The organism is Klebsiella sp. BIGb0407, from assembly GCF_024807845.1.
Lineage (GTDB): Bacteria > Pseudomonadota > Gammaproteobacteria > Enterobacterales > Enterobacteriaceae > JGM124.
Map to the genome: position 1 here is coordinate 1,535,255 of NZ_JANUEQ010000001.1, position 16,692 is coordinate 1,551,946.

Consider the following 16,692-nt stretch of genomic DNA (forward strand, 5'->3'; position numbering starts at 1 on the left):
CATCAATTGCAGCTACACTTGTAAACCTAAATGTTTTTTAAATGGTTTACAAGTCGCGCTATGACACCTGCTGATTTATCGTTCGATCAACGCCATATCTGGCACCCCTATACGTCCATGATCCAGCCATTACCGGTCTATCCGGTGGTATCAGCCCATGAGTGCACTTTAATGCTGAGTGATGACACCCCTCTGGTTGATGGTATGTCCTCCTGGTGGGCAGCTATCCATGGCTATAATCATCCGCGTCTTAATCAGGCGATGAAGGCGCAAATTGATAGCATGTCGCATGTGATGTTTGGCGGTATTACCCATCCCCCGGCTGTCGACCTGTGCCGTAAACTGGTGGCGATGACGCCGGATACACTGGAGTGCGTATTTTTAGCTGACTCCGGCTCAGTGGCGGTTGAAGTAGCGATGAAAATGGCGCTGCAATACTGGAAGGCTAAGGGTGAAACCCGGCAGCGTTTCCTGACGTTGGGCGGCGGGTATCATGGTGATACTCTCGGCGCGATGTCAGTTTGCTGTCCGGAAAATTCGATGCACAGTTTGTGGCAGGGTTACTTACCTGAACAGCTGTTTTCCCCGGCACCGACTTGCCGCTTTGATGAACCATGGGATGAAAGAGATATTGTGCCGTTCGCCCGTTTAATGGCGGGTTATCGTCAGGAGATTGCGGCGATTATTCTAGAACCTGTGGTTCAAGGTGCCGGGGGCATGCGTTTTTATCATCCACAGTGGTTACGCCAGATCCGCCGGATGTGTGACCGGGAAGGTATTTTGCTGATTGCCGATGAAATTGCCACGGGTTTTGGGCGAACCGGCAAACTGTTTGCCTGCGAGCATGCTGGCATTACCCCGGATATTCTCTGCCTGGGTAAAGCGCTTACTGGCGGCACTATGACGCTTTCCGCGACACTGACCACGCGCCAGGTCGCTGACACCATCAGCCAGGGTGAGGCGGGCTGTTTTATGCACGGCCCGACCTATATGGGTAATCCTCTGGCCTGTGCGGTCGCCAGCGAAAGCCTCTCGCTGCTGGAAAATGGGGACTGGCAACAACAGGTTGCCCGCATTGAACAGAGACTGAGAACTGGGCTCAACCCGCTGGTAGAAAGCCCGTTAGTAGCCGATGTGAGAGTGCTTGGCGCAATCGGGGTAGTGGAAACAAAATATCCGGTTAAAATGGCTGAACTGCAACGCTTCTTTGTAGATCAAGGCGTCTGGATCAGGCCGTTTGGTCAGCTGATTTATTTAATGCCGCCTTATATTATTAGCGATGCTGAACTGGATAAATTAATGACCGCGATTGCCCGAGCAGTAGAAGAAACTGCCTTTTTTCAAGGCTATTCTTAAAAACCAACCCTCTCTGATTTAGAGAGGGTTGTATATCCGTCATACTTTCAAGTTGTCTGGGTATTCCGCCGAGTCACACAGTTTATCTATGCTCATCGACGGGCTGAACTTAGCGCCAATAAGCAACTCGAATTATTTTAGGTATATATAAATAATATAACACTAGTCCGATAATTAGTTATGAAGGCCGATTAAGACGCATATTCCACACTGCGTTTAATGAGTTAATCAAAACTGGATCTGGTTCATTAATACTTATACCATAACCGACATTCAACCCCATAGCATAAACAGTAACATCAAGAGGCTCTACAGTATCGGGGATGTGACGAATATACTCCTCCCCTCGTTTATTGATTGAAATATCATTTTTCAACTCAATATTTGTATCTCTTGGATATTTATCGCAGATACTCTCAGATATTTCTTTTGCCTTTCCTTGTTCAAACATATTCGTTACTGCAGTGACTGCTACCCCCAAAGCAAAGAGCCGCGCATTCTGATTATCACGCAAGCTACTGTTTATTGAGGATTGAAGGTTCTCAATAGCCATTGCTGAATTGAACAAAGAAGACTCTTTATTGATAATGTGTAACTCAACAGAGGTGTTTTCTATACTACTGATAGCCGTAGCAGGGTGATTGTTTAAAGGTGCCCTTTCAGAATAAGAGCCGCTACCAATACTGACGTTATTTGAACTACCGGATAAACTTCCAATCATACTATATCCTTTTATATGTACTACGTTAAGAAACAAGTAAATAGTACATCTATATATGTACTATTTATTTCAAAATTCACCTTTTATTTCAGTACATTAAATTAGCGTAAAAATCATTATTTTTTATATCTCGAGTGATAGCAGTTTGACTTCAACCTGCTGAAGAGACTAATAAATGTGTGCAAAGACCTTTTGTCAAAACGAATAGGGAGCAAGACCCACGGACAGACAACAGCTTCAGAGATAGCAGACCAGGAAAAAACCCAACATATCCGAACAATTCACCTCGTGCCAGGGCTCAACGACCACAAAATACATGAGTATTCTGCTGACCTGTCTAAAGGCGCTTTCATCCTGAGCAGTATCAAGGTATTTTATGCGCGCATTGGATTATGACTCAGGCATTTGGCTATGATGCCAGCCCATCGATGAGTCATTAATCGCACCCTTTTATTGTATTGTGCCTGCTTGTTGTCTGATAGTGGGCCTTAAGAATCGCCCTTTTCGCATATAGCAGGAGCAACCTTGAACAGATTTTCTTTTTCGCGTGGAGCCGCAGCACTGGCTTTTACCGTCGCATTAACGGCCTGTAGCTCTACTCCGCAGGAAGACAAACCGTCAACCCAGGTAGCTCCGGGGACACAATCACGTCCAATTCTTAATGCAGCAGAAGCACAAAACTTTGTTGCCGCGCGTTATTTTGCCTCAATGAACCCAAATGAAGCGCCCTGGACACCTGAAGCTATTCGCCTGCCACAGCAGCCTGATTTTATTGTCGGACCTGCAGACAGTACCGGTGTAACACATCATTCTATTCAGGCCGCGGTTGATGCCGCTATAATCAAACATAGCAGCCAGCGTCAGTACATCGCTATTCTGCCGGGTGAGTATGAAGGCACACTGTATATACCTGCTGCCTCCAGTAGCATTACGCTGTACGGCACCACCTCAAATCCAGCGGATGTGAAAATAGGTCTGACACTCGACTCTGAAATGGACGCAGTGACCTGGCGTAAAACCGTTAACCCTTCAGGGAAATATATGCCGGGCAAACCGTCCTGGTATATGTTTGATAACTGCCAGAACCATAAAGGGGCTACCGTTGGTATCATGTGTTCTGCCGCTTTATGGTCACAAAATAATGGCTTACAGCTGCAAAACCTGACCGTACAAAATACCCTCGGCGATAGCGTTGATGCCGGTAACCACCAGGCCGTTGCCCTGCGTAGTGACGGGGATAAAGTTCAGCTGAACAATGTGAATATTCTTGGTCGTCAGAATACCTTCTTTGTGACCAACAGCGATGTTCAGAACCGCATCCTGTCGGGTAAACAACCTCGTACCCTGGTAACGAATAGCTATATCGAAGGCGATGTGGATGTCGTTGCGGGCCGTGGTGCGGTGGTGTTTGAAAATACCGAATTCCGCCTGGTTAACAGCCGTACTCAGGAAGGCGTGGTGTTTGCTCCGGCGACAGAACCTAACCTCTACTTTGGTTTCCTGGCAATCAACAGCCGTTTCAAAGCCTCGGGTGATGCCTTGTTAGGCCGTTCATGGGATATCGAAACGGCCGGCGTTGCCGCGAATGGCCAGGTCGTTATCCGTGACAGCGTGATTTCTGAAGGCTTTAATCAGGCACGTCCGTGGGGTGATGCTCTGAATTCACAGCGTCCGTTCACAGGCAATATCGGCGCTAAAGACGAGCAAGGTAATTTTAGCCGTGACTTAAATGCAGCGGGTGCAAATCGCCTGTGGGAATATAACAACCGTGGTACAGGTAGTACCGTTGTTGCTGAATAATCCGCACCGGATATAACTGGTGGGGTTGAATAAGTGAGTGATTTACACCCTGTGGGCAGCATGCCAACAGGGTGTTTTTATAACTTAGTGAGCGTAAATCGCCACCCACATTGGGCCCTGCCCTACTGCATAACGCCCTTTCTCTTCCAGTAAGCCTTGCTCTTGCGAGATACCATAGACGGCAACATGGTGAGATTTCTGTCCCACGGCAACCAGATACTTACCGCTATTATCGATATTAAAGCCGCGTGGCTGTGCTTCGGTTGGCTGATAGCCGACAAGTGACAGTACGCTACCATCTTCAGAGACATCATAGATGGTGATAAGGCTCGAAGTACGGTCGCAGGCATACAGATGGCGACCATCCGGAGTGATATGAATATCCGCAGCCCAGCGAACATCGCTGAAATCTGGTGGCATCATTTCTACCGTCTGAACGCACTCGATAGCGCCGTTTGGATCCTTCAATTCCCAGGCATTCACTGAACTGTTCAGTTCATTGACGCTGTAGGCATACTGATGATTTGGGTGGAAAGCCATATGACGAGGGCCGGCACCTTCAACAGTGGTCACTTCTGCCGGGGTCTGAGCGACCAGATGTCCGTCATCAGACAAAGTGAACAGACAAATTCTGTCTTGTTTCAGAGCAGGTACCCAGAGAGTGCTGTTATCCGGCGAGATATTGGCTGAGTGACAACCTTCCAGACCATCAACGATATCGACTGTTGCGCCCGGTAAACCGTCATTCTCAAGGCTAATCACCCCGACGTTACCCGCATTATAAGAAGCGCTGAACAGAAAACGTCCGCTACGGTCAGTCGAGATATGGGTCGGGCTGCCCGGCAGAGGTGCTTCACCTGCCTCTGTTAGCCTACCGTCATCGGGTGTGATACGGTAAGCTATCACACGAAATTCAGGGCGTACACCCACATACAGGAAGCGCTTATCCGGGCTGACGACCATTGGCTGAACCTGGCCTGCAACATCGACTACTTGCAACAGGGTGAGTGAGCCATTGGAGTGAAGTGTCCAGACATGAATCTGCTGGCTTTCCGGGCTGGCGGTATAGACCGTCTGTTTCATAAGTTTATTCTTCTCCATGCATCGTAAGTCATAGTCACAAAATTAGCGCATTTTTAGAGACAGGTAGTCATTTTGCACCAGGTTGCGAACTGTGTAACATCGTATCAACTTCTTAAATCATAACAGGAACTTTTAATGCGTTATCACGTAATCGCTCTTGATCTCGACGGCACCCTGCTGACATCGCAGAAAACTATCTTACCCGAGTCACTGAAGGCCCTGAGTGACGCCCGCGCCGCAGGCGTCAAAGTTATTATTGTCACCGGCCGTCATCACGTTGCTATTCATCCTTTTTATCAGGCTCTGCAACTTGATACACCTGCTATTTGCTGTAATGGCACTTATTTGTATGATTATCAAAATCAGCAAGTACTGGCTTCCGACCCGGTGCACCCGCAACAGGCGGATCAACTTATCTCTCTGCTCGATACGCATCAGATAGAGGGATTAATGTATGTTGATAATGCCATGCTTTACCCCGAAGATTCTAAAAAAATTCAGGCACATGTCGCACGGACCAGTACCTGGGCACAATCCCTACCTGAGTCACAGCGCCCGGTATTTAAAAATGTCCCTTCTTTGCGCCAGTCAGCTACCGAAGCCGAGGCTATCTGGAAATTTGCTCTGATTGACTCTGATGTACCCAAGCTGCGCCAGTTTACTGAGACAGTTGAATCCAGCCTTGGCTTAACCTGCGAGTTTTCATGGCATGACCAAGTGGATGTCACTCAGCGTGGCAACAGTAAAGGGGCGCGTCTGGCACAGTGGGTAGCACAGCAAGGTCTGACGATGGATCAGGTTATTGCCTTCGGTGATAACGACAATGACCTGAGTATGCTGGAAACGGCAGGACTAGGTGTGGCAATGGGCAATGCGGCTGACGCCATCAAGGCCCGAGCCAAACTGACTATCGGCAATAATGAGCAACCGAGCATTGCCGAGACACTGTATCGCTACGTCCTCTAGTCAGGTCATAATCGCGACGCTTTTTATTTGAGCATACAGCCAGAGTCCGGGTTTGACCGCAAGTTCATCCCGGGCCCACGGGCTGATTCTGGCCCACAGAATACGCGACCCCGCTTCCAGCCGAACGTCCACCTGCCCTTTTTCATCCAGGCATTCAGCCACCCTTACCCGCAATACATTACGGATACTGCTTTTTACCGGCGGTTCAAGCGCCAATGAGATATCCGATGCCTTGATACGAATACGTAGCGCAGAACGGGGAGGTTTATCCAGTTTATTCACCCACAGGTGCTGACCATCCAGCGCCAGAGCCGTCATCGCGTAATGAGGATGATGCTCCACCACCTGAACATTGAGTATGCTGCTTTGTTGCTCCTGAGGTAACCAGGGGTGCATAACACTGCTGCTCCAGACTTCCTCCAGGTCACCAAAAGCCTTCACATTGCCGCCATCGAGGATCAGGACTTTGTCAGCCAGATGCAAAATTTCCTCCAGCGAATGGCTGACATAAAGCATGGGAATATTAATTTCACGCGCCAGGCGCTGAAGGTAAGGAATTAATTCACGCTTGCGTGGAATATCCAGTGACGCCAGCGGTTCATCCAGCAGCATTAATTCCGGGGCTGTCAGTAATGAACGCCCAATAGCAACACGCTGTTTCTCTCCTCCCGACAAACTGGACGGAAAACGGTCGAGTAACTCACTAATTCCCAGTAACTCGACTAAGTTGTCGAATTTTCCCGCCATGCTTTTTGCCATACCGTATTTCAGATTGCCGCGTACTCGATAGTGGGGAAACAGGCGCGCATCCTGAAAAACATAGCCAATACGGCGCTTCTCCGGTGCCAGATAAAATGATTTATCGGCATCCATCAGCACACGGTCATTGAGCACAATACGTCCTGCCTCAGGACGAGTTAACCCACTGATAGCATTGATCAATGAGGTCTTTCCTGCACCAGAAACACCAAAAATCGCGGTGATACCCTTGCCGGGTAGCTCTTCATCCAGGTGTAAACGGTGGCTACCCAGAGTCTGGGTAAAATTCAGCATCAGCATCGTTTATCCTCCCAGACGCTTACGGCTAATACGGGCCAGCCATTCAGCCACCAGTAATGAGATCATCGCCAGTCCAATCGCTATCACACATAAACGCCAGGCTGCATGTTCGCCACCAGGGGTTTGAATCAGGGTATACATTGCAGAAGGCAAGGTTCGGGTTTCACCAGGAATGTTTGAAACAAAGGTAATAGTGGCGCCAAACTCGCCAAGCGAACGGGCAAATGCAAGCACTGTACCTGCGATAATACCTGGCAGGGTTAATGGCAGCGTGATAGTCAGGAAAACACGCCATCGTCCGGCCCCTAAGGTACGGGCGGCTTGCTCAAGACGTAAATCAACACCCTCCAGCGCCAGACGGATAGCACGTACCATCAGAGGAAATGACATCACCGCTGCGGCGAGTACTGCTCCGCGCCAGTTAAACGCAAAAGTAATGCCAAACCAGTCATAAAACCAGGCGCCAATCACCCCGCGTCGCCCAAAGCTGACCAACAGTAAATAACCCACCACCACAGGAGGCAAAACTAACGGGAGATGGATAAGGCTATCCAGCAGAGCTTTACCTGGAAACTGGCAACGCACCAGAATCCAGGCAACGAAGATCCCTAAAGGGAGGCTAAACAGCACCGCAACGGAAGAAACTTTAAGGCTGAGCAGTACGGCTTGCCATTCGGGATCTGTCAGTATCATTATTTAGTTGTAAATCCATATTGTTGGAAAACTTTAGCGGCTTCAGGTCCCTGCAGATATTTATAGAATGCAGAAACAACCGGTGTGTCATGGCCTTTTACGATAGCGATTGGATATTCAACCTTTTGATGCGTATCTGCCGGGAACACTGAGACAACTTTAACGCCTTTGCTGGCAACAGCATCAGAACCATAAACGATACCCAGTGGCGCTTCGTCGCGTTCGACTAATGCCAAAGCACTGCGTACATCTTCCGCTGGCGCTAATTTACTGGAAAGAGTATCCCAGGCACCCAGTTTCTGAAGCGACTCTTTGGCATAAATTCCCGCAGGCACATGGTCAGGATCCCCTACCGCCAGACGGCCACCATCAAGCAGTTTCAGCCAGTCGGTTTGTGCATTAATCGTGATATCGCCCTGTTTGCTGGCTTTCGGAGCGACCAGCACCAGAGTATTTTCCAGCAGATTGGCACGCGTATCCGCTTGAATGCTGTCTTTTGAAACCGCGTAGTCCATCCACTTCTGATCGGCTGAAATAAATAAATCAGCCGGCGCACCCGCTTCAATCTGTCGTGCCAGAGTAGAAGAAGAGGCAAAAGAAGAGACAACATCGACTTTATGCTCTTTATTATATTGCGTGGCAATATCTTGTAAGGCATTGGTTAATGATGCGGCAGCAAATACCGTGACTTTATTGCTATCCGCGAACGCCTGACCTGCCAGACTCACCGATAGTGCAGTACCCAGTACGAGTTTAACCCAACCCTTGTTCATCGTTTATCTCCGTTTATTTCGTTATGTACTGTAAAATATAACGACTAGTGACGTAAACATACAAACATTATCGACCAGAATATTTTGCTCTTTAATCAATTAATCGAGAAGACGGACATCTCAGAACGGAAAAACTGCCGATAAGGTGCTAATGATTGACGGGGGAAGTCATACTGTGGCGGGGAGATATTCTTCGTCACAGGATTGAGCTGTACCACGCACAGTGGTACCTCAGTGAATAGTAATCATTACCCTGTGACGACTTAACGATTAAACAGCGCCAGTTCGATTTTGTCTGTTGCGCTCTTTATTTGCGCGGCTAATTTTTCGGGGCCGATGGCATTAAGACGAGGTGTTAATGTTGAAATGCTCACCACATAAGCAGGTACGCCGGAATTATCAAAAACTGGTACCGCCGTACACGAAATACCTCGCTCATTTTCTTCGTTATCGACTGCGAATCCTTGTTCACGGACCCGTTGCATCTCCGCTAAGAAATGAGTTTTATCCGTGATTGTTGTCGGCGTTAATTGACGAATAATGCAGGTATTACGCAGCCAATAACTCTCCTGATCCTGGAGGGTTGAGAAGGCTAAAAAAACCTTCCCTGCCGCGGTGCAATACATTTCGCCATACATTCCTACATAGGTATGCGTGCGAAACGATGAAAATTGCGGTTCAAGTTTATCGCGAAAGACAATTTTGTCCCCTTCGCGAGACAGCAGATTAATCGTTTCATTAACTTCATCCATCAGTGAGATTAGCGATGCTCGCGCGACACCGATCAGTTCAGAATTTAATGCACCATGGCCCACATGAAGCATTTTTAACGTCAGTCGATATGCCCGGGTTGAAGGATATTGTGCTACATATCCCATTGATTCGAGCGTCGATAAAATTCGGTGTGCTGTAGTTTTATTTAACCCAGTTTGGCGAACAATTTCATGAAGTTGAGCTCCATTCGGATAGTGACTAATAAACTCAAGAATGTTTATCGATTTAATCAGCGACTTCAATTGCTCACTCATGACGCCCCCCTAAGATAACACACTGCATTGCTTCAAATTTTTATAGTAATGATACTCATTCTACCTGAAAGCTGCTCTGTAAATAAACTGATGTTGCCAGCTCTCGCTGGCAACATGCCATATTTTAGGGCTATTTTTGTGTTGCTAAAATCTCGGTGATAATAGCGTCACCATTTTCATCGGTGAATGTTTTCCAGACAGGTTTTGCCTGTGTCTGGAATGCTTGCATATTCACGTCACGATTAACCTTCATACCGTCTTTTTCCAGGGTGCTAATCATTTCTTCTTCTTTCTGCACGCTCATTACACGCTGGAGATCAATGGCTTCTTTAGCAACATCAGTGATGATTTTTTGCTGTTCAGGTGTCAGTTTATTGAATTTTTTCAAATTCATAGCAATAACCAGCGGCGAGTAAGCATGCTGAGACAGACTGAGATAGTCCTGAACTTCAAATAATTTAAATGATAGCGTGATACTGATAGGGTGATCCTGCGCATCCACAACACCCGATTCTAATGCGGTATACAGTTCTGAAACAGGGATCTGTTGTGGGCTGGCCCCCATTAGCTTAAACATATCATTCAGTGCTTTGGCATTATTCACGCGCATCTGTAACCCTTTCAGATCCTCTGGGTTTTTAATAGGGCGTTTTGAATTCGTGATATTACGGAAACCATTTTCAGGGTATCCCAGTCCTTTTACGCCATATTTTTCCATTTTTTTAAGTACATCCTGACCCGGTTTACCATCGAGTGCCAAATACGCACTTTCACGCGTCGGGAAAATATACGGCAGTTCAAATGCAGCTCCATCCGGAATTAAACCTGACCAGTTATTTATTCCCACCATCGAGATATCGACAATGCCAGAGCGCGTGCCGTCAATCATCTGTTTATCACCGCCAAGTTGCCCTTGCGGAAAGAGGTTGACGATAATATCTCCATTTGAGCGCGCTTCAACTTCTTTTTTGAAATGCTTCGCGAGATCTTGTTGAAGATCTGATTCAGGAGCCGCATGAGCAAATTTCAATGTCACAGCGGCAGATGCAGGTAAAGCAAATAGGGATAATGCGGTCAACAAGCTTGCTATTGTTATTAATTTTTTCATCACGTAATTACTCCAGTATTAGCCAATAACGAATTGCATCGGGAAAATAATAATTTGTGGAAATATCACGAATAAAATGAGCAATAAACAGTACGCAAAAATAAAGGGTAAAGCACCGCGTGTTGCTTGTGACATTGGAGCTTTTGCTACGCCACAGACAACATTCAGAACCGTACCGACTGGGGGAACAATTAAACTGATAGAACAGTTAATAATAAACATTAAACCAAAATAGACCGGGTCAATACCCGCAATATTAATGACCGGCATTAATAACGGGACAAGAATCAAGACCATTGGACTTAAATCCATGACCATACCAATCATGAAAACAATCAGCATAATAACGGCCATCAGCAAACGAGGACTGTCTATAAGAGGCTCTAATAGTCCGGCTAATTGCTGTGGTAATTGTGCAATAGTAATTAACCACGCGGCAACCATGGCACACCCAACCAGGAACATGACCATTGCCGTTGCCCGGCCAGCCGTCAGTAATACAAGGTAAAATTTTCGTAGATTTAATTCACGGTAAACAACGGTGGAAATAAAGATGGCATAGACCGCCGCCACAACCGCGGCCTCCGTTGGCGTAAATATCCCAAAACGGATCCCACCGACAATAATAATCGGCAACATCAATGCCCATAAACCATCACGCAGTGCCGCACGTTTCTCTTCTTTAGTCGCTTTCTCTTTTACCGGGAGTGATTCTTTCCTGACAATAAAACTCCAGACAATCGTCAGGGTGACCCCCATTAAAAGACCGGGAACAATGCCGCCTAAAAAGAGGTTTTTAATCGAAATACCGCCAGCTACGCCGATTAAGATTAACGGTAATGATGGCGGAATAACGGCAGCAATAATACCACCAGAAGCCAGCAGTCCCATTGATGAGGATTCAGGATATTTTTCGGCTTTCATCATCGGATATAGGATACTGACTAATGCTGCCGCATCCGCAACCGCAGATCCTGATAGCCCGGCAAGTAATACCGAGGTCATAATGGCAACATAGCCTAATCCCCCTTTTCGGTGCCCGACATAGCAACTGGCAAGGCGAACAATACGTGTTGATAATCCACCCGCTGACATCACTTCGCCGGCAATCAAGAAGAAAGGAATCGCCAGTAGTGCAAAATTATCCACACCATTGATCAACGATTGAGCTAATATATCTGCGCTAAAAACATCTAAATGAAACATCAGCGCAATAGCTGATAGCAATAATGCAAATGCAACCGGCAGACGCAGCAAGATGCCAACAATCAGAACACCAAGAAAAATAAATAACGTCATGCTGGTCTCCTTATGATTTTTCTAATAGCCAGTCAGGAAAGAAAATACGAATAAATGATAAAATAATCATTAGTCCGCCAGATATTGTTCCCGCCAAATAAAATAACCCCGAAGGCAGGCCTGTGAGCTGCGAAATATCATCCCAGTTTTGTAGCATCTGCTCATAAGAACCAATAAATAGCATTGAGACACATAGCAGAATAATTGCCCAGCAAACACGGCGCAGAAAAGGAACTAAACGCGGCATTAAACGGTCAGTAAATTCGGTAACCGCCAGATGCTCATCACGCTTAAGTACCACAACTGCGCCCAGCATAACGACCCAAACTAATCCAAGACGGGAGATCTCAACCGATTCTCGTAATCCGGAAGAAAAACCGTAGCGCATAACGACATTAGAAAAGACCAGTATCACCATTATTATAAGAATCAATGCAATAACAGCATCGATTATGTTCCATAATCCCCTGATGATTGCCTGCATAATGGCTCCTTCTATTCAATAAGGATTAAAGTTGAGTGATTTGTTGCCAGATACCATCATTAATCTCGATGCCACCTTGCGCCTGATGCTTATCAATAAAAGCCTGAACTTCAGAACCCGCAATCATCACTCGACCACTTTCTGCAGGTTCAGAGGCCATCACATAATCACGAATACGCTGCATTTCATGTGCAAATACATCGGGAGCCATTGTTTTATTCACATCAATGGCAATTAAGAATTGAGATACGCCGAATTCTGCTTTACGGTCTTCCGTTAATGCTGGCACAGAATAGCCGCCGCTCACTGCGGTAAGTAACATATCGAGGATGACAGACATCGATGAGCCTTTCCAAAAACCCATAGGTAATAGTCGTTTGTTTTTCCAGAGTAAATGAGGATCGGTGGTTAAATTACCCGCATCATCAAAGCCGCCAGCAACCGGGAGTTCTTTGTCTGCCAGTACGTAATTTTGTAGCTGACCATAGGAATACTGGCTCATAGAGCAATCCACCAGCATCGGTGGGTTGCCTGGCATTGAAAGGATCAGAGGGTTCGAGCCAATGCGGTGATCTTTCCCGCCCCATGCAGGCATAACTGCAACAGAGTTAGTCGAGGCTATCCCGGCAAATCCACGACGCGCCATTTTTAATACATATGCCCCGCCTCGCATCCAGTGGTTTGAATTGCGCATGGCAACCATACCAATACCCGATTCTTGTGCCAGAGTCATCGCGCGTTCGGCACAAATCAGTCCGTTTAAAACACCCGGACCAAAATGGCAATCCCACTGCTCCAATGCGCCAAATTGTTGGACGCATTCAGGCTCAGCATTCAGTTGAATATGACCTTGATCGACTTGTTCAATAAAAACAGGGAAACGATTTATACCATGAGAATAAGTACCTTCATTGGCCATTTCAACAAAGCCAGACGCTAATTGCTCCGCGCGTTGTTTATTCATTCCACGTTTTAATAAAATACGCTGATATTCGTTTTTTAATGCGCTTAAACTGACTAATGGCATATCATCATCTCCGGTTTTTATTTCACCGAAGTATTAGCCAGCTTGTTTACTTTTAATATCATCAAATAATAGATTTGTGAGCATAACTGTTAAAAATGAAATAATTGATGGTTTTTGTTTCGCATTGCGGAATGTTGTCGATTATGAACCGATTAACCATAACTATTTGAAAAGAATTAGTTATTTTTTAAATTAATTGAAAACAGGTCATAGAAATGGCAAAGGTTCAGTGGGTAGCTGGCTCTGCCTGGCAGTTCCTTAAGATTATTTACACGATGAATACCATAGAACAGGCACACAACCAGTTCAGGCAACTAGCTAACAATAAGGGAACGTTCCGGAATGAAAATACTCTGCTGAAGTGATTTTATCGGGGGGAATAAATATCCGGAAAAAATGGACAATGCCAACCCGGATCTGGAATTTGGCATTGTCACAATTAGCAATTTATTTTGAGACCCGTTCAGATAAAATAATCACGTTGTACTTATTTTTTAACGTGATACAGAATCATAAACGCTCTCAAAGAGCCGGGCGTAAATAAATAGCGAACGGCGTTTTATTTTTCCCGATGACCAATATTTGAGAAAGCGTTAAAGGCTTCCCCTAATAAATAGATGGATCCCAGGATAACGGTCATCACTACCGGCACCAGAATGGCGACTAAACCTAAACTCTTCAGTAATTCTATCATTGCTGTCTCCAGTAAAAGTGCATCTTATTATTCTATCGTGGGTTGTGGTAAATGTACGATCCTTTTGTGCCATTTATACACAGATTGACTATAGTAGCTCTCCCCTTTCCCTGAAATGGAGAAGCTATGCAAGCTGAAATTCTGTTAACCATGAAGCTACAACAACGTATCTTCGCCGATCCTCGCCGAATAAGCCTGCTTAAGCAGATAAAACAGACAGGCTCTATCAGTCAGGGGGCTAAACTTGCGGGTATTAGCTATAAAAGCGCCTGGGATGCTATCAATGAAATGAACCAGATGGCAGAACATATTCTGGTGGAACGTGCGACCGGTGGTAAAGGCGGCGGTGGTGCTGTCGTTACGCGTTACGGTGACCGTTTGATTCAACTCTATGACTTACTAGGGCAAATTCAGCAAAAAGCTTTTGATGTATTGCAGGATGACTCCCTGCCACTGGACAGCCTTCTGGCTTCTATTTCTCGCTTCTCGCTGCAAACCAGTGCGCGTAATCAGCTGTTTGGTACCGTGGTTAAACGTCATTACGAACAAGTCCAGCAGCAAATAGAGATCCTGCTGACTGACGGCAAGACACGAGTTAAAGCCGCTATTACGCGTCAGAGTGCCGATAGACTGGCGCTGACTGAAGGAAAAGAAGTTCTGGTATTAATTAAAGCGCCCTGGATCGAACTGACCACCCATCCTTCAGAACTGACAGCCACAGACAACCAGCTGGCGGGAAAAATTACCACGATTGAGCAAGGGCAAGAGCAAAGTGAAGTTCTGATCCAGTTAGTGGATGGTCAAATCCTGTGCGCCACTTTACCTAATAGTCATTTACAGCAGCAGGCTCTGGAAGAAGGCTCTGAAGTGACGGCATTTTTTAATGCCGATCGGGTCATTATCGCCACGCTATGCTAAAAGTTAACCAGTGATTGACATTGCGGCCGACAACTCGTATTCCTGTCAGTAATTGCTGCAATAATTGGAATAACATATGTCTTCGTTGCATATTTCGCAAGGCACGTTTCACCTTAGCGATACTAAAACCTTTAACCTTAATAGTCTGACCATTAACGCCGGAGAAAGCTGGGCTTTCGTCGGGGCAAATGGCAGCGGTAAATCAGCCCTGGCACGCGCGCTGGCAGGTTCTTTACTGTTACAAAAAGGCCAGCGTAACTGCGATTTCAGCCGAATTGCCCACCTGTCTTTTGAACAATTGCAGAAACTGGTGAGTGATGAATGGCAGCGTAATAACACGGATATGCTCAGTCCCGATGAAGATGATACCGGGCGTACAACCGCGGAAATTATTCAGGATGAAGTGAAAAACATCGAGCGCTGCAATAAGCTGGCAGCGCTGTTTGGTATCAGCCATTTACTGACGCGGCGCTTTAAATATCTCTCCACAGGAGAAACGCGGAAAACGCTATTATGCCAGGCGCTGATGTCCGAACCAGAGCTGCTTATTCTCGATGAGCCTTTTGACGGCCTGGATGTACAGTCACGCCAACAGCTATCTCAGTTACTTGAGGATCTTAGTGCGCAAGGCTATACCCTGGTACTGGTACTCAATCGCTTTGATGAAATCCCGGACTTTATCCAGTATGTCGGCGTGCTTGCCGAGTGCACTCTGACTGAAATCGGTGAAAAGCAGTCCCTGCTCGAACAGGCTCTGATTGCACAGCTGGCACACAGTGAAACGCTGGATGGACTTGCTCTTCCACAAGCTGACCACACTGACTCAAGTTATGGATTATCAGCAGATCAGCCTCGTATCGTCCTTAACAATGGCGTGGTGGAGTATAACGACAGGCCTATTCTTCATAATCTGTCATGGACGGTCAATCCTGGCGAACACTGGCAGATTGTCGGCCCTAATGGCGCGGGTAAATCAACGCTACTAAGCCTGGTAACGGGCGATCACCCGCAAGGTTACAGTAACGATTTAACCCTGTTTGGCCGCCGCCGGGGCAGCGGAGAAACTATCTGGGATATTAAAAAACATATTGGTTATGTCAGCAGTAGTCTGCACCTCGACTATCGGGTCAGCACCACGGTACGCAATGTCATTCTGTCTGGCTATTTTGATTCAATCGGTATCTATCAGGCTATTTCTGAAAGTCAGCAAAAACTTACCCGTGAATGGCTGAATATTATAGGAATGAATAATGCCACCGCTGATGCTCCCTTCCACAGCCTTTCCTGGGGGCAGCAGCGACTGGCGCTGATTGCTCGTGCCTTAGTGAAACACCCTACCCTACTGATTCTGGATGAACCGCTACAAGGTCTCGATCCGCTTAATCGCCAGTTAATCCGCCGGTTTGTCAATATTCTGATAGGAGAAGGCACCACTCAGTTGCTGTTTGTATCTCACCATGCTGAAGATGCACCTGACTGTATCACTCACCGCCTGACATTTGTTCCGGATGAAGATAAATACCGTTACCAGATAGATAATCTGGCTTAATCGGAAACCCCGGCTACTACAGCCGGGGTCTGCTTGTTAAAAGACAATCCCGCCATACGCAAAACCAGACCTTTAAATATCAAAAAACAATTTTAATTTCATGGCGTTTGAGAATCCGCTCTCAACCTTCTCAT

Annotated in this window: 16 protein-coding genes and 1 pseudogene; 6 read left to right on the top strand and 11 right to left on the bottom strand. The window is 46.5% G+C overall.

The genetic code is table 11. The features are described from left to right. Positions 1-60 precede the first annotated feature (60 nt). Positions 61-1,356, top strand: coding sequence for an adenosylmethionine--8-amino-7-oxononanoate transaminase (gene bioA / locus M2387_RS07110; RefSeq protein ID WP_259048148.1), 1,296 nt, complete (start codon positions 61-63; stop codon positions 1,354-1,356). Positions 1,357-1,534: 178 nt separating this feature from the next. Here bioA and M2387_RS07115 read toward each other — a convergent pair whose 3' ends face one another. Continuing rightward, a complete protein-coding gene (locus tag M2387_RS07115; RefSeq protein ID WP_259048149.1) occupies positions 1,535-2,077 on the bottom strand; it encodes a hypothetical protein in 543 nt (180 codons plus the stop codon). A gap of 525 nt (positions 2,078-2,602) precedes the next feature. Here M2387_RS07115 and M2387_RS07120 point away from each other — a divergent pair. Then, positions 2,603-3,877 (top strand): putative acyl-CoA thioester hydrolase, encoded by a 1,275-nt coding sequence (locus M2387_RS07120; protein WP_259048150.1) that lies wholly within the window; start codon positions 2,603-2,605, stop codon positions 3,875-3,877. Positions 3,878-3,961: 84 nt separating this feature from the next. Here the strand turns inward: M2387_RS07120 and pgl are convergent, their stop codons facing one another. Continuing rightward, positions 3,962-4,960, bottom strand: coding sequence for a 6-phosphogluconolactonase (pgl, locus tag M2387_RS07125; RefSeq protein ID WP_259048151.1), 999 nt, complete (start codon positions 4,958-4,960; stop codon positions 3,962-3,964). Between the two features lie 135 nt (positions 4,961-5,095). On the opposite strand from pgl, the gene M2387_RS07130 reads away from it, so the two are divergent. Continuing rightward, a complete protein-coding gene (locus M2387_RS07130) occupies positions 5,096-5,926 on the top strand; it encodes a pyridoxal phosphatase (protein WP_259048152.1) in 831 nt (276 codons plus the stop codon). Here the strand turns inward: M2387_RS07130 and modC are convergent, their stop codons facing one another. The 8 genes from modC to yiaK all read right to left on the bottom strand — a co-directional run bounded on the left by modC (position 5,927) and on the right by yiaK (position 13,397). Further along, positions 5,927-6,985 carry a molybdenum ABC transporter ATP-binding protein ModC gene (gene modC, locus M2387_RS07135; RefSeq protein WP_259048154.1) on the bottom strand — a complete coding sequence of 353 codons (1,059 nt, stop codon included), beginning with the start codon at positions 6,983-6,985 and terminating at the stop codon, positions 5,927-5,929. 3 nt (positions 6,986-6,988) lie between these two features. Further along, complete coding sequence (modB, locus tag M2387_RS07140) at positions 6,989-7,678, bottom strand: molybdate ABC transporter permease subunit (RefSeq protein ID WP_259048155.1); 690 nt, start codon at positions 7,676-7,678, stop codon at positions 6,989-6,991. Further along, complete coding sequence (gene modA / locus M2387_RS07145; protein WP_259048157.1) at positions 7,678-8,451, bottom strand: molybdate ABC transporter substrate-binding protein; 774 nt, start codon at positions 8,449-8,451, stop codon at positions 7,678-7,680. Before modA ends, modB begins: the two co-directional genes overlap by 1 nt. A 263-nt stretch (positions 8,452-8,714) precedes the next feature. After that, entirely contained in the window at positions 8,715-9,479 is a 765-nt protein-coding gene (locus tag M2387_RS07150; protein WP_259048158.1) for an IclR family transcriptional regulator, read from the bottom strand. Between the two features lie 130 nt (positions 9,480-9,609). Beyond that, positions 9,610-10,587, bottom strand: coding sequence for a TRAP transporter substrate-binding protein (locus M2387_RS07155; protein WP_259048160.1), 978 nt, complete (start codon positions 10,585-10,587; stop codon positions 9,610-9,612). A gap of 18 nt (positions 10,588-10,605) precedes the next feature. Beyond that, positions 10,606-11,886 (bottom strand): TRAP transporter large permease subunit, encoded by a 1,281-nt coding sequence (locus M2387_RS07160; protein ID WP_259048161.1) that lies wholly within the window; start codon positions 11,884-11,886, stop codon positions 10,606-10,608. A gap of 10 nt (positions 11,887-11,896) precedes the next feature. Then, complete coding sequence (locus M2387_RS07165) at positions 11,897-12,370, bottom strand: TRAP transporter small permease (protein WP_259048162.1); 474 nt, start codon at positions 12,368-12,370, stop codon at positions 11,897-11,899. A 25-nt stretch (positions 12,371-12,395) separates the two neighbouring features. Then, positions 12,396-13,397 (bottom strand): 3-dehydro-L-gulonate 2-dehydrogenase, encoded by a 1,002-nt coding sequence (gene yiaK / locus M2387_RS07170; protein WP_259048163.1) that lies wholly within the window; start codon positions 13,395-13,397, stop codon positions 12,396-12,398. A 260-nt stretch (positions 13,398-13,657) separates the two neighbouring features. Here yiaK and M2387_RS26010 point away from each other — a divergent pair. After that, positions 13,658-13,881 (top strand): annotated as a pseudogene (locus tag M2387_RS26010) (IS256 family transposase); the annotation flags it as partial. Positions 13,882-13,956: 75 nt separating this feature from the next. Here M2387_RS26010 and M2387_RS07175 read toward each other — a convergent pair. Continuing rightward, positions 13,957-14,091: an AcrZ family multidrug efflux pump-associated protein gene (locus M2387_RS07175; protein WP_259048165.1), complete on the bottom strand. Its 135-nt coding sequence runs from the start codon at positions 14,089-14,091 to the stop codon at positions 13,957-13,959. Between the two features lie 126 nt (positions 14,092-14,217). On the opposite strand from M2387_RS07175, the gene modE reads away from it, so the two are divergent. Further along, entirely contained in the window at positions 14,218-15,009 is a 792-nt protein-coding gene (modE, locus tag M2387_RS07180) for a molybdenum-dependent transcriptional regulator (RefSeq protein ID WP_259048167.1), read from the top strand. A 76-nt stretch (positions 15,010-15,085) separates the two neighbouring features. Continuing rightward, complete coding sequence (gene modF, locus M2387_RS07185; protein ID WP_259048169.1) at positions 15,086-16,558, top strand: molybdate ABC transporter ATP-binding protein ModF; 1,473 nt, start codon at positions 15,086-15,088, stop codon at positions 16,556-16,558. Positions 16,559-16,692: the final 134 nt, after the last annotated feature.

Coding starts and splice junctions, on each gene's coding strand:
- bioA (WP_259048148.1), top strand. CDS start 61: ATGACACCTGCTGATTTATCGTTCGATCAACGCCATATCTGGCACCCC.
- M2387_RS07115 (WP_259048149.1), bottom strand. CDS start 2,077: ATGATTGGAAGTTTATCCGGTAGTTCAAATAACGTCAGTATTGGTAGC.
- pgl (WP_259048151.1), bottom strand. CDS start 4,960: ATGAAACAGACGGTCTATACCGCCAGCCCGGAAAGCCAGCAGATTCAT.
- M2387_RS07130 (WP_259048152.1), top strand. CDS start 5,096: ATGCGTTATCACGTAATCGCTCTTGATCTCGACGGCACCCTGCTGACA.
- modC (WP_259048154.1), bottom strand. CDS start 6,985: ATGCTGATGCTGAATTTTACCCAGACTCTGGGTAGCCACCGTTTACAC.
- modB (WP_259048155.1), bottom strand. CDS start 7,678: ATGATACTGACAGATCCCGAATGGCAAGCCGTACTGCTCAGCCTTAAA.
- modA (WP_259048157.1), bottom strand. CDS start 8,451: ATGAACAAGGGTTGGGTTAAACTCGTACTGGGTACTGCACTATCGGTG.
- M2387_RS07150 (WP_259048158.1), bottom strand. CDS start 9,479: ATGAGTGAGCAATTGAAGTCGCTGATTAAATCGATAAACATTCTTGAG.
- M2387_RS07155 (WP_259048160.1), bottom strand. CDS start 10,587: ATGAAAAAATTAATAACAATAGCAAGCTTGTTGACCGCATTATCCCTA.
- M2387_RS07160 (WP_259048161.1), bottom strand. CDS start 11,886: ATGACGTTATTTATTTTTCTTGGTGTTCTGATTGTTGGCATCTTGCTG.
- M2387_RS07165 (WP_259048162.1), bottom strand. CDS start 12,370: ATGCAGGCAATCATCAGGGGATTATGGAACATAATCGATGCTGTTATT.
- yiaK (WP_259048163.1), bottom strand. CDS start 13,397: ATGCCATTAGTCAGTTTAAGCGCATTAAAAAACGAATATCAGCGTATT.
- M2387_RS07175 (WP_259048165.1), bottom strand. CDS start 14,091: ATGATAGAATTACTGAAGAGTTTAGGTTTAGTCGCCATTCTGGTGCCG.
- modE (WP_259048167.1), top strand. CDS start 14,218: ATGCAAGCTGAAATTCTGTTAACCATGAAGCTACAACAACGTATCTTC.
- modF (WP_259048169.1), top strand. CDS start 15,086: ATGTCTTCGTTGCATATTTCGCAAGGCACGTTTCACCTTAGCGATACT.